Raw genomic sequence first — 12,467 nt, forward strand, 5'->3', positions numbered from 1 at the left:
GGTTACTTGTTCGAGAATTTGAACGTCGTCGTGTAATCGAAGGTCTGGCCCGGCTTCAGTTCCGTCGTCGGGAAAGACGGGTGGTTCGGGCTGTCGGGATAGTGCTCGGCCTCGAACGCAATCGCGTCGCCCTGACGATAGGCATGACCGGACACACCGGCATAGCCGCCATCCAGCGAGTTGGACGTGTAGACCTGAAGGCCAGGCTGGTTCGTCAGGATTTCCATGCTGCGGCCCGAACGCGGATCATAGACCTTGCCGGCCAGACGCGGCGCCTGACCATAAGGCCCGTTGACGACCCAGTTCATGTCATAGCCGCGGGCATACATCATCTGCGGATCGTTGCTGCGCAGACGGTCCCCGATGACGGTCGGCTTGCTGAAGTCGAGCGGCGTGCCGGCAACAGGTGCGATCTGACCGGTCGGAATGGACGTTGCGTCCGTCGGCGTGAAGCCATCGGCGTTGATCTGGAGCACTTCCGGCTCAATGGAGCCCGAGCCTTCGCCGTTCAGGTTCCAGTAGCTGTGGTTCGTCAGGTTCAGAACCGTCGGCGCGTCGGTCGTGGCGACATAATGCAGCGACAGGGCATTATCCGTGCCGAGCGTATAGGTCACATGTGTCGTCAGCTTGCCGGGGAAGCCCTGGTCACCGTCCGGGCTGACCAGCTTGAGCGTCAGATACGCGCCGCTGGCATTGGTGCCGGTCTTTTCGATCGTCCAGACGTTCTTGTCGAAGCCCTTTTTGCCGCCATGCAGGGCATTCGGCGGGGCCGTCACATCCGTGTGATAGATCTTGCCTTCAACGGGGAAATTACCGCCCGCGAGACGGTTGGCATAGCGGCCGATGATGGCGCCGAAGAACAGGCCGCCCTTCGCGCTGTCAACCGTGTAACCCTTCAGGTTGTCGAAGCCGAGAACCACGTCCTGGACATGCCCCTCACGGTCCGGCGTCTCGACGGACTGGAGGATGCCGCCATAGGTGATGATACGGGCCGTCGTGCCGAGGCCGTTCTTCAGGGTCACGATCCGCACGGGCTTGCCGTCCGGCGTGCTGCCCCAGGGCTGGCTTGCAACGGTGGGATGCGCCTGTGCCACACCGGCACCCACGGAGAGGGCCGCGACAGTCGCAAGAAGCGCGCTTCTGGAGCCGAAGAATCTGGACATTGAAAACCTCCCGGGTGTTGAGTTGGGGCCACAGTGGTCCCAAAAACCCTGAGGGGTCAAAGCCCCGAAAGTGACGGAAGAGCATCTGGATCGTTAAAGCAGATGCCCTCTTCAAACGACCAGCATTTGCAGACATACAGGGATGCACGCTATCGGAGGATACGTTATGACTACGCCCCTCCGCAGTTTTCCGCGACGGATGGCGTGTGGCCCATCGGGGTTCATGGAGTCCTGCAGGGAACGGATTATGAAAATTTCCGTTTTCCTGTGACTTCTTCGTGAGCGCAGGGCCGGGAAGGGCATTTTGGGGATGGTTATGGACTTTCGGCAGGACGAAAACGAAATCCGGGAGACGCGCTCACGTCGTGTGTCACGCCGCGGCAGGGCTCTCGCAGGGGCCCTCGCCCTGCTGACGCTCGGGGCCTGTGGCTCGCTGCGCAACCCGCCGCCGAAGGATCCGGACGACCTGGCGGACTACAAGGCCGCCAACGACCCCTACGAACCCGCAAACCGCAAGATGTACAACCTCCAGATGTGGGCCTACCACAAGGTCCTGCGCCCGGTGGGCAAGGCCTGGATCTGGGCGGTTCCCAAACCCGTGCGTCATTCCATTGCAAACGTGAATGAAACCTGGCGCGAGCCTTCGGTGTTCTTCTCCGACGTTGGCGCAGGCAAGCCGCGCCGCGCCGGAGATGCCTTCATGCGCTTTGCCATCAACATGAGTGCCGGTGTGGCCGGCTTCTTCGACGTCGCGGGCCTCGTCGGCTACAAGCAGCATGAGACCGATCCCGGTCTGACGCTGGGAACCTGGGGCGTGGCCGGCGGCCCGTACCTGTTCGTTCCGTTCGTCGGCCCGACCAACATCCGCGACGGCATCGGCTACGGCATCAGCCAGGGCCTCACGCCGATCAACTATGTGCCTCGCGGCTATGATCTGCTAACCTTCAACTGGGCTTACAACGTGGCCGGGACCATGGAAGGCTATGCCAGTTCCATCGACCAGATCGACCATCTCGAACAGGACAGCCTGGACCCGTACTCCTATATCCGGAGTGCCTGGCAGCAGAACCGTCAGAGCCAGATCGACACCATCAAGGGCGACGATCGCGCAACCACCCCTGACTGGTACAACTGAGGAGAACGACATGTTCAACGTATTTTCGCGCCGCACTGTTCTTGGGGCCGTCGTCTCCCTCGCCGTCGCAACGGGGGCCGCTCACGCCAGCACGGCGACGGATTTCGTGAACTCCTTCGGTGGCCGTCTGGCTGCCGTGGTCAACTCGGGCAAGTCGCTGGACGAGAAGAAGAAAGAAGTTCTCCCGCTGCTGCAGGAGAATGTCGACATCACCGGGATCGGCCGTTACTGCCTCGGCAAGTACTGGCGGACTGCCACTCCCGCCCAGCGTGACAAGTACATCTCCCTGTTCGATCAGGTGCTGGTCAACACCATCACGGACCAGATCGGCAACTATCAGGGCGTGAGCTTCCGCGTCACGACGACCAGCACGACGCCGGAAGGCGAGCGCGTCAACGCGCTGATCGACCGTCCGGGCCAGCCGGAAGTCAACATGCAGCTGATCATCGGCGGCAACCCGCCCAAGGTCGTGGACATGTATGGCGAAGGTGCCAGCCTGCGCATGAACCAGCGCGGCGATTACAGCTCCTATCTGGCCCGCCATAACGGCGACGTCGATGCGCTGAACGCCGCCCTTGAGCGCCAGCTGAACCACCACCAGTAAGATACTGCTCCCAACACCGCTTCTGCGGTTGTGAGTTCCTGAAACGGACGGCTTTCCAGCGGGGGGCCGTCCGTTCTGCTATCCAGCGCCCATGAGACAAGACCGGATGACAGACCCGACATTTCCAGAAGCCGGAACAACCGCACGGAGAAAGGGTTTTCCCGGTTTCGGGCTTCAGGGCGGACTTCTGGCAGTCTTCACCCTCGCCTGTCTGACATTCTTCGGTTGGGCGTGCTGGAAAGGCCTGTGGTTCCTCTCGTTCTGCGACGAGGGCGAACATCTTCTGGGCGGCCGGATGCTGAACGAGGGCGGCAGGCTGTATGTGTCCTATGTGGACACGCACGGGCCGGTCATCTTCATGCTGCCCCAGCTCTACGGCGCCCTCTTCGGATGGCATTTTCCGCAGGGCGCACGGCTGTTCCTGCCGCTTCTGGCGCTCATGGCCGCCGCTTCCGTCTGTGCCACATCCACCCTGCGCGGACGCCGACAGCGCCTTCTCGCCAGTCTGGTCTTCGTCGGCGGGCTTGCGTCCTACTGGCTGATGGACGCGTTCTACATGGTCAGTTTCTACGCCGTGGCCGGGTTTCTGACCGTGGGACTGCTCGCCCTGTTCGTGGTGCCGGCGTGGCTCGGCAAAAGCCCGCCTGCGCTGCCTTCAGCACTTGCGGGGCTGTGCCTGATCCTGATCCTGGCATGCGCCTACGCCTATGGACCGGGGGCGCTCCTGATCGTGGCGTCCGCCCTTTGGCTTCTGGCCGGACAGAAGAACTACCGGGCCATCAGGGCCTTCGCAGGGGGCATCCTCCTTGGCGTGTTCCTGCTGGGTCTGTGGTTCGTGAGATATGCGGATCTCGGAAGTTTCGTGGTCTTCCATATCCTCTTCAACCAGATCGCCTATGCCCCGTTCATCCATTTCGGACCGGGCACCTTCCTGCTCTCGCTGCTGCCCTCTTTTCAGGGTGAGGCGTTTTACCCCACCCTCGCCCATATCCTGCTCATCGGCTCGCTTCCCCTGCTGCTCTACCGACGGCCGGGACGCAACAGGATCGCCATTCTGATCGGGTTCGTGGGCATTATCCTTCTCAACGCCCGTGCCGCCGTGGGCTTCAAGGACGGGCAGACCCTGATCGTGGCGTTTGCGCTGGCAGGACTGGCGCTCATGGCATTTTTCGAACAGCGGGGAGAGCCGGGCAAAACAGTCGGTAAGGCTTTACCCTGCGCCATTCTGACAGTTCTGGCGTTCTGGGGCAGCAGCCATCTGGCCACCAACACCCCTTTCGGCTGGACCTACCGGGACACCACCCACAGACCGCCCTATACGCTCTATCAGCCGGTCAATGACGCCATCAGCCAGAAGGTCCGAGCCCTCGTGCCGCCGGGACAGCCCATCCTGATGCTGCCCTACATGCCCGAGTTCTACTGGATGGCCGACCGGCGGCCGCCTTATGGCTATTACGAGTATCTGCCCTGGGACTGGGTTTATGCCCAACATTCCATCCCGGGCTATCCGCATGATCTGTGCCAGAGCCTGCTGAAAGACCCGCCGCCCCTGATCGTCTACATGCCCGAGAGCGATCCCGCGTCGCTGACCGTCCGGCCGTTTTTCGCCTGCGTCAGGGAAAGACTGGCCAGCCTGTACATGCCGGTCGAAGGGTTCCCGTCCCTGCACGTCCTGCGCCCCCGATAGGGCGGCCGACCGTCAGTCCGCCGTGATTTCGTACAGGAGCATGGTGTCGCCGTTGCGATCGAAGGTCTGGGTGTGGTGCAGGCCGAGACTGCCCAGAACCGTACGGGACGCGAGATTGTCTTCCCGCGCAACGGCCACGATCCGTTTCTCGCCACAGTCGAGCACATAGCGCAGGGCGGCTGCAGCGGCTTCACGGGCGATGCCGCGCCCGGCAGCCCAGGGGAACAGGGCAAAGCGCAGCCCGAGGCCGCGCCCGTCAGGACGTTCATGAACGCCGGTAATTCCGACGAAGCGGCCGTTCTCGCGAATGGCAAAGATCCCGACCCCCCGTCTGGCCCAGAAACTGACGTCCTCCGCCATTTCCTGTTCGGTGGTGGTGCGGTTGCGGACACCGCCCAGCATCCGCGCGAACGCTCCGGCATTGCCCTTGAGCGCCACCATGTCTTCGAGGTCCGGCCAGTTGACCGGAGTCAGGACAAGCCGGGCGGTACGGATTTCACGCCCCAGCACGCAGCTCTCCCCGGGCCTTCAGCATAGCCCCCCAGCGAACAGGATACCCCGCCCGCCGAGGGGAGAACGCCGGATCAGCGGGCCAGCGGGCGATACTTGATACGGCCGGGCTCGGTCGCATCCGGACCCAGACGGCGGCGCTTGTCGGCTTCGTAGTCCTGGAAGTTGCCTTCGAACCACTCGACATGGCTGTCACCCTCGAAAGCGAGGATATGCGTAGCCAGACGGTCAAGGAACCAGCGGTCATGGGTGATGATCACGGCGCAGCCCGCGAATTCCGCCAGAGCGTCTTCGAGGGCACGCAGCGTATCGACGTCAAGATCGTTGGTCGGCTCATCGAGCAGAATGACGTTGCTGTCCTGCTTGAGCATCTTGGCGAGATGGACGCGGTTGCGCTCACCACCGGACAGGACGCCCACGCGCTTCTGCTGGTCGGCCCCCTTGAAGTTGAATGCGCCCACATAGGCGCGGGACGGAACCGTGCGCTTGCCAAGCTGGATGACGTCCGTACCGCCGGAAATTTCTTCCCAGACCGTCTTGCTGTCATCGAGCGTGTTGCGGGACTGGTCGACGTAACCCAGCTTCACCGTCTCGCCGATCTTCAGCGAGCCGCTGTCGGGCTGGTCATCGCCGGTGATCATCTTGAACAGCGTGGATTTACCCGCGCCATTCGGCCCGATCACACCCACGATGCCGCCCGGCGGCAGCTTGAAGCTGAGATTGTCGATCAGCAGACGATCGCCGAAGCCCTTCGTGAGGTTCTCGGCCTCGATGACCGTACCCCCCAGACGCGGCCCCGGCGTGATGACGATGTCCGCCGTGCCACCAGCCTTCTCGGCATTGGCGGCCAGCATTTCCTCGTACTTCGTGATACGGGCCTTGCTCTTGGCCTGACGGGCCTTGGGCGAGCTGGAAATCCACTCCTGCTCCGCAGCCAGGGCACGCTGGCGGGCGCTCTCTTCCTTCTCTTCCTGGGCCAGACGCTTGCGCTTCTGGGTCAGCCAGGACGAGTAGTTGCCTTCGAACGGATAGCCGCGGCCACGCTCGATTTCGAGGATCCAGTTGGTGACGTTGTCGAGGAAGTAACGGTCATGGGTGATGACCATGACGGTGCCGGCATAGTCACGCAGCGTCTTTTCGAGCCAGCTCACGCTCTCGGCGTCGAGATGGTTTGTCGGCTCATCGAGCAGCAAAATGTCTGGCTTTTCGAGCAGCAGGCGGCACAGGGCCACGCGGCGCTTCTCACCACCGGAGAGGTTCGTCACCGGGTTGTCGGCGGACGGGCAGCGCAGGGCATCGAGCGCGATTTCGAGCTTGCGATCCAGCTCCCAGCCGTCACCGGCGTCGATCTTCTCCTGAAGATCGGCCTGCTCGGCCAGAAGCGCCGTCATCTCGTCGTCGGACATCGGCTCGGCGAACTTCATCGAGATCTCATTGAAGCGGTCCACGGCCTTCTTCAGCTCACCGAAACCCTGGGCGACGTTCTCTCCAACCGTCAGGCTCTCGTCGAGCTTCGGCTCCTGTTCGAGATAGCCGATGCGCGCGCCTTCGGCGGCCCAGGCTTCACCGCCATATTCCTTCTCGATGCCGGCCATGATCTTGAGCAGCGTGGACTTACCCGCGCCGTTCACACCAAGGACGCCGATCTTGACGCCCGGCAGGAAGGACAGGGTGATGCCCTTGAAGACTTCACGCCCACCCGGATAGGACTTGGTGAGGTCCTTCATGACATAGACGTACTGGTAGGCGGCCATGGGAGGTCTCCTCAATCGGTGGATGGGCGGGGAAGAAGCGGAACATCCGTCCCGCATGAATCAGGTCGACACACCGTGCGCCCGGAGGGACTCGAACCCCCAACCAAGCCGTTATGAGCGGCCGGCTCTAACCAATTGAGCTACAGGCGCGCGGGTGCAGTCCGAAATCGCCCAACTCGGGTCTTTTTGCAAGGGCCGACATGGTGGAACATGTCTTTTTAAGTTAGTGTGTCACGCCTTCCCGTTCCTGAAAGGCCGTTCAGGCGACCTTTGCTGCCGTTGCGAGATGGCGCCATTGGTCCGTATTGCCCGAAGGAATGTCCGATGCCTGCATATACTGCAAAACTGCACAGCGGTGCCCATCTGACATGATACAGGCCGGGCCGGTCGCGCTCATCCGCAAACTGCGATGGCTTTACGCCCCCGATCCGGTCATGGCCGGATATGCGCTCCGGACCACCTGCACGTCCCTGCTCGCCCTCGGCATCGCGCTTTGGATGGAGCTCGGCAGCCCGCAATGGGCCGCGCTGACCGTCTGGATGGTCGCGCAGGGCACGCGCGGGCGCAGCCTTGCGAAAGCCAAATGGCACCTGTTCGGCATGGTCGTCGGCGTCATCAGCGGCATTACGCTGGTCGCGGCCTTCCCGCAGGCGCCGCTGATGTTCATTCTCCTGCTGGCGGTCGGGATCGGCACGTTCTGCATGATCGGCACGTTCATGCCCGGTCCGGCATCGATGACGAACTACCGCATCCACGGCATGCGCGCCTCGGGCTTCACCTACGCCATCGTCTCGCTCGATGGCATCGCGGACCCGCACCACATCTTCGCCATTTCGATGTCGCGCGCCACCTACATCCTGCTGGGGATCGTGCTCGAAGCCTCGATTTCGGGCCTCTTCCAGCTCGGCCTAACCAAACGCACCCGCCACCAGCTCGCCAGCACGTTCGAGGACACGCTCAAACCGGCCCTGACCGCCATTGCAGGCATTCTGGTCGGCAAGGAAGGGGCCATGCAGAACGTGCAGGCCATCTTCACCCAGATCACGACGCTCGGCGATCAGGTGGAGTTCGCGGAGGTCGAGCTCGGCCGCCACGACCACGCCGGAGACCACGCCCGCGCGGCCCTGGCCGACATCGCGGTGCTTCTTGCCCGCGCGCTCGATCTTGCGACCCTCATGCGCCTGCCGCTCAGTCAGGACGACATGTTCCGCCAGGAAGCCGAAGCCATCCGCGACATGTTCCTGAAACTGCCCGCGCGGCTCGAAGGAACGGAGAGCATGGCCTCCATCCTGGCCGATCTGCTGACCCTGCGCCGTCAATGCCGCCAGAAGGTCGTCTCGGATTTCAGCACCGCGCAGCCGGACGATGCGGCCCGCGAGGCGGTCCTGCGCCACGGCATGCTCCAGCAGGCCCTCGTCGAGCTGATTGACGCACTGCGCATGGCGCTGACCCAGTTCGAGGCCAGCCGCCATCCGGGGCCCCATGACCATTTCCATTCGCCTATCCGGTCCTACCGCGACTGGCAGCAGGCCATCACCAACAGCCTGCGCTCTTCCGTCACGGTCTTCGGCGCGGGCCTGATCTGGATCTGCACGGCCTGGCCCAGCGGACTGACCTTCATCATGTTCGTCTGCATCGTGTGCAGCCTGTTCTCCACGCTTGAGCGCCCGGCACTGGCCACACAGGCGTTCCTGCGCGGTGCGTGCTGTGCGGTCGTCGCGGCCGGCATCCTGAATCTTGCGCTAATGGGCAAATCGACGACATTCGAGATGCTCGGCATGTGGTCCGGACTGGCGATGATGATCGGCGGCCTGGCCTTTGCCTATCCGCCCCTGACCCTTCCGGCCGTGTCCTACAACCTGTTCCTGCCCATCCTCATCGGGCCGTCCAATCAGGCGAAAACGGACGAAATCGTCTATTTCAACACGGCCCTGCCACTGGTTCTGGGTCTGCTCTACGCCTCATGGATGTACAGGGTCTTCCTGCCCTACGATCCCGCACACCAGCGCTGGACCATGCGCGAACACATCCTGCGGGACCTGCACCGCATCGCCGATGGCCGGGCGCAGGAAACGGTGGACAGCGTGGTGTCGCGCAACGTGGACCGTTTCGTCCGGCTCATGACCAATTCGGGCTCGACACCATCGCCGGTCATCCAGGCCTATCTGACGGGAATCCTGTCGGGCATGCGCGTCATGCTCAACCTGCTGCGGCTCCAAGCCATCCGGCGTGACACGCGTCTGAATCCGGCGGCCGGACAGGCACTGGCGCTGGTCATGGGACGCATGAGCCATTTCAGCGGCCGTTACCACGGACATTACGGCCGCACCCTGCGGGCGACGAAGCTTGCGATTCTCCGCCTGCGAACCTGCGAGCGCAACGAAGACCGCCCCCGTGAGCGCTTCGTCCTGATCGCGGCCCTGACCAGTCTGGACGTCATCGCCACGGAACTGGACACGAACCGCATCTTCTTCGATGCCCGCAGCCCGTATTTAGATCCTTCGCTCACGCCCGCGGAGCTGGAATCCACCGGCTGATCCCGCGGATTTTCCCCGGCTGACACAAACCTCACGAACTGATCACGAAGAAATGTTCTGCAACACACTTCCCTTTTCCGGGAAACAGGAGAATTGTTCGATTTCAACCGCGGGTGACCGCGGACGACAGGGTTTCAGAACTAAGGATACCGTGATGTTTCGTCGTATCGTGCCCGTCCTCGGCCTCGCCCTCGGGCTGGGTCTGGCTTCCCAGGCTGCCATGGCACAGGAACAGTCCCCCCCGCCCCCGCCGGCCGTCCAGGGTACGCCTGGCAAGGACTTCACGGGTGTTTCGCCCGCCAACCTTGCAGGCATCATGAACTACTGCGTCGAGCAGCAGTATGTCTCCTACGATGAAGGCAACCCGGTCCTTTACGGGCTGAGCGAGAAGTACAAGGCCACCGAACAGACGGTCGGCAACTTCGACTATGCGCTCGGCACGGCCGGCTATTTCGACAGCAACGGCAAGCGCTTCTACCTCGTGGCCTACACGAACGAAGACGACCGCCGCGCCGCCTGTCACGCCGCCGTCAAGGCCGCACAGCCGATGCTCTGAAGCCCTTTCCGCAAGGACAGGATCTTCAGAAGCTCCCCCTGCCACACGGCACGGGGAGCTTTTTTATGTCTGCTTCCCGCCGCCGGGCATGACTTCTCCCCATTCCACTCTGGGCAGAGGCTCCGGGCGCCGGTAGTATCGCCGCCTCTCCAAACAGTTCAGGACATGGACATCATGGACGTTTCCAAGATCTCGCCCGGCAAGGACCTGCCCAACGACATCAATGTCGTCATCGAAATCCCGCAGGGTTCGCAGGTGAAGTACGAAGTGGACAAGGACAGCGGCGCGCTCGTCGTTGACCGTTTCCTCTTCACGCCGATGGCCTATCCGGCCGCCTATGGCTTCATTCCGGGCACGCTGGCCGCCGATGGCGATCCGGCCGACGCCCTTGTCCTGACGCCGGCTGCCGTTGTTCCGGGCTCCGTGATCCGCGCCCGTCCGATCGGCATGCTGAAGATGGAAGACGAGAGCGGCCAGGACGAGAAGATCATCTGCGTCCCGCACGACAAGGTGCATCCGCAGTTCTCCAACGTGCACTCAGTGGACGACCTGCCGGAAATCACGAAGAAGGCGATCACGCATTTCTTCGAGCGCTACAAGGATCTGGAGCCCAACAAGTGGGTCAAGGTCACGGGCTGGGCTGACAAGGCCGAAGCCGGCAAGGTCATCATGGAAGCGCTCGCCGCCGCCAAGTAAGGCCCGTCAGGCTCAGGCCGGGCGTATCCGCCCCGCTCACGGGCCTGTCTGATGGTTTTGCAAAAAACCCTGTCTCCCCTTGGGAGGCAGGGTTTTTTCATGCCCAACATCACATGAATTTGTGATTATTTATGATACAAGTAACATTATTTTATGATCTTTAGCGGTCAATGCGTGTTATCCCGCCGTTGCTAACCTGCTTTCCAAGGAATCAGCGGCTTGTCTCGAGTCCATATCCACGCAGCTTTCTGCCTGGCCACATTTCTTCCGTCCTGCGCAATCGCCCAGAGCCTTGGAGCCACAAGCACCACAGCTCAGGATGGCACCGCACGGACATCTCCCATCTCCAGCACAGGATCCGCTTCCAGCTCAACGTCATCAACCGTCCAGAGCTACACGCCCAACGCAAAAGTGACCCAGATTCAGGTCACCGCACCCCCGCCGACCGATACGCCGGTCGTCTGGCCGTCCGAAAACTCGGAACTCCCCAGCGAGCGCGTCAACACGCCGCTGAACCAGATCTATTTCGGCAATGAATGGGTTCCACCCCTGCCGCATCCCGAAGCCATTCTCGTCGATCCGTTCGGCTGGAACACCTGGCTGCGTGACCGGGGCGTGGCCATCATGATGGATACGACCAACGAGTTTTCGGGCGCCATCACCAGCCCCACAAAGGGCTATGGCCTGCGTCAGGGCAGCAGCAATGCCGGCCAGTACAGTCTTGAAAACGATATCGACTGGGAAAAGCTCGCCAATGTGCGCGGCTTCTCGACCCATGCGCTCGTCGTCGGCCGGTACGGCATCCCCGCCAGCCGCATGTTCGGCGACAACCTCAACCCGAGCTCCGAAATCTACGGCGCCGGCGGCAACGTGGTCGTCCATCTCGTCTACGCCTATGCGGAAGAGACGATCGCCAAGGGCCGTGTGGACCTTGCGGGCGGCCGTATTCCGCTGCTGAACGATTTCTCGGCCAGCCCGCTGTACTGCACCTTCCAGAACAACGCGTTCTGCGGAAACCCCAAAGCGTCTTCCGACAACATCACCCATTCGTCCTATCCGGATGCAAGCTGGGCCTTCCGCGTGCGGACACGTCCCACCACCAGCACCTACATCCAGACGGGCGTCTATTTCTCCCAGGCCGGCATTTACGCCAACACGCAGTACCGTACGGGCTTCAAGTTCAACGGGGCGGACATCCATGGCGAGGCCATCCCGGTCGAAGCCGGCTGGGAACCGCTGTTCGGCAAGGACAAGCTGCCCGGCCATTACAAGGTCGGCTACGTGATCGACAATGCGCCGCACAAGGACAACTATTACGACGTGAACGGCCAGCCGTATGTGATCAGCGGCCTGCCCGCCCGTACCCTGCACTATTCATGGTCGGCCTGGGCCCTCGCGGACCAGATGGTCTGGCGCCATCACGTCAAGGGCAATGCTGATGCAGGCCTGATCCTGCTGGGCGGCATGTATGCCAACAGCCCCCGCACGCAGCTCAGAGCGCAGCAGTATTCCGCCGGGCTGATCGACAGCGGTTTCTGGGCCGCGCGCCCGCTGGATACGATCGGCATCAACTTCTCCTACGTGCGCGTCTCCAAGACGGCCACGGCGACGGAGCGTCTGCAGGCCATGTACGGGCTGCCCCTCATGTCCAGCTCCCTGACGCCGCAGACATTTGGCGAAGTGCTCGAAGCGACCTACCGCATCCATGTCATGCGCGGCATCACCTTCGCGCCCGACTTCCAGTATTACTTCCGCCCCGGCGCCCAGAAGGCCCTCAAGGACGCCGCGATGCTCGGCTTCAAGAGCCACATCCAGTTCTTCTGAG

Annotated in this window: 10 protein-coding genes and 1 tRNA gene; 7 read left to right on the top strand and 4 right to left on the bottom strand. The window is 62.5% G+C overall.

The annotated features are described in order from the left end of the window. Positions 1 to 2: 2 nt before the first annotated feature. Positions 3 to 1,163: an aldose epimerase family protein gene (locus tag GLS_RS04190; RefSeq protein ID WP_041111351.1), complete on the bottom strand. Its 1,161-nt coding sequence runs from the start codon at positions 1,161 to 1,163 to the stop codon at positions 3 to 5. Positions 1,164 to 1,479: 316 nt separating this feature from the next. Between GLS_RS04190 and GLS_RS04195 the strand changes: the two genes are divergently transcribed. The 3 genes from GLS_RS04195 (at position 1,480) to GLS_RS04205 (ending at position 4,589) form a co-directional block, all read left to right on the top strand. Continuing rightward, positions 1,480 to 2,298, top strand: coding sequence for an MlaA family lipoprotein (locus GLS_RS04195; protein ID WP_041112647.1), 819 nt, complete (start codon positions 1,480 to 1,482; stop codon positions 2,296 to 2,298). A 10-nt stretch (positions 2,299 to 2,308) separates the two neighbouring features. Beyond that, positions 2,309 to 2,902 (top strand): MlaC/ttg2D family ABC transporter substrate-binding protein, encoded by a 594-nt coding sequence (locus tag GLS_RS04200; RefSeq protein ID WP_011252324.1) that lies wholly within the window; start codon positions 2,309 to 2,311, stop codon positions 2,900 to 2,902. A gap of 106 nt (positions 2,903 to 3,008) precedes the next feature. Next, the gene (locus tag GLS_RS04205; protein WP_041111352.1) at positions 3,009 to 4,589 is read left to right on the top strand and encodes a hypothetical protein; all 1,581 of its coding nucleotides are present in this window, start codon (positions 3,009 to 3,011) and stop codon (positions 4,587 to 4,589) included. Between the two features lie 12 nt (positions 4,590 to 4,601). On the opposite strand, the gene GLS_RS04210 is transcribed toward GLS_RS04205, so the two are convergent. The 3 genes from GLS_RS04210 to GLS_RS04220 form a co-directional block, all read right to left on the bottom strand. Beyond that, positions 4,602 to 5,099 (bottom strand): GNAT family N-acetyltransferase, encoded by a 498-nt coding sequence (locus tag GLS_RS04210; protein WP_041111353.1) that lies wholly within the window; start codon positions 5,097 to 5,099, stop codon positions 4,602 to 4,604. 74 nt (positions 5,100 to 5,173) lie between these two features. Further along, the gene (gene ettA, locus GLS_RS04215) at positions 5,174 to 6,853 is read right to left on the bottom strand and encodes an energy-dependent translational throttle protein EttA (RefSeq protein WP_041111354.1); all 1,680 of its coding nucleotides are present in this window, start codon (positions 6,851 to 6,853) and stop codon (positions 5,174 to 5,176) included. 76 nt (positions 6,854 to 6,929) lie between these two features. Further along, positions 6,930 to 7,003: transfer RNA gene (locus tag GLS_RS04220), tRNA-Ile, on the bottom strand. 218 nt (positions 7,004 to 7,221) lie between these two features. Here GLS_RS04220 and GLS_RS04225 point away from each other — a divergent pair. From GLS_RS04225 to GLS_RS04240, 4 genes are all read left to right on the top strand, one after another. Then, on the top strand, positions 7,222 to 9,390 hold the full coding sequence (locus GLS_RS04225) for an FUSC family protein (RefSeq protein WP_148295887.1): 2,169 nt from the start codon (positions 7,222 to 7,224) through the stop codon (positions 9,388 to 9,390). A 154-nt stretch (positions 9,391 to 9,544) separates the two neighbouring features. Continuing rightward, on the top strand, positions 9,545 to 9,946 hold the full coding sequence (adhS, locus tag GLS_RS04230) for an alcohol dehydrogenase subunit III (protein WP_011252329.1): 402 nt from the start codon (positions 9,545 to 9,547) through the stop codon (positions 9,944 to 9,946). Between the two features lie 174 nt (positions 9,947 to 10,120). After that, the gene (ppa, locus tag GLS_RS04235) at positions 10,121 to 10,642 is read left to right on the top strand and encodes an inorganic diphosphatase (protein ID WP_011252330.1); all 522 of its coding nucleotides are present in this window, start codon (positions 10,121 to 10,123) and stop codon (positions 10,640 to 10,642) included. 411 nt (positions 10,643 to 11,053) lie between these two features. Further along, the gene (locus tag GLS_RS04240) at positions 11,054 to 12,466 is read left to right on the top strand and encodes a carbohydrate porin (RefSeq protein ID WP_405002434.1); all 1,413 of its coding nucleotides are present in this window, start codon (positions 11,054 to 11,056) and stop codon (positions 12,464 to 12,466) included. Position 12,467 lies beyond the last annotated feature (1 nt).

Origin of the sequence: Gluconobacter oxydans DSM 3504, assembly GCF_000583855.1 — a bacterium.
Lineage (GTDB): Bacteria > Pseudomonadota > Alphaproteobacteria > Acetobacterales > Acetobacteraceae > Gluconobacter > Gluconobacter oxydans.

Coding starts and splice junctions, on each gene's coding strand:
- GLS_RS04190 (WP_041111351.1), bottom strand. CDS start 1,163: ATGTCCAGATTCTTCGGCTCCAGAAGCGCGCTTCTTGCGACTGTCGCG.
- GLS_RS04195 (WP_041112647.1), top strand. CDS start 1,480: ATGGACTTTCGGCAGGACGAAAACGAAATCCGGGAGACGCGCTCACGT.
- GLS_RS04200 (WP_011252324.1), top strand. CDS start 2,309: ATGTTCAACGTATTTTCGCGCCGCACTGTTCTTGGGGCCGTCGTCTCC.
- GLS_RS04205 (WP_041111352.1), top strand. CDS start 3,009: ATGACAGACCCGACATTTCCAGAAGCCGGAACAACCGCACGGAGAAAG.
- ettA (WP_041111354.1), bottom strand. CDS start 6,853: ATGGCCGCCTACCAGTACGTCTATGTCATGAAGGACCTCACCAAGTCC.
- GLS_RS04225 (WP_148295887.1), top strand. CDS start 7,222: ATGATACAGGCCGGGCCGGTCGCGCTCATCCGCAAACTGCGATGGCTT.
- adhS (WP_011252329.1), top strand. CDS start 9,545: ATGTTTCGTCGTATCGTGCCCGTCCTCGGCCTCGCCCTCGGGCTGGGT.
- ppa (WP_011252330.1), top strand. CDS start 10,121: ATGGACGTTTCCAAGATCTCGCCCGGCAAGGACCTGCCCAACGACATC.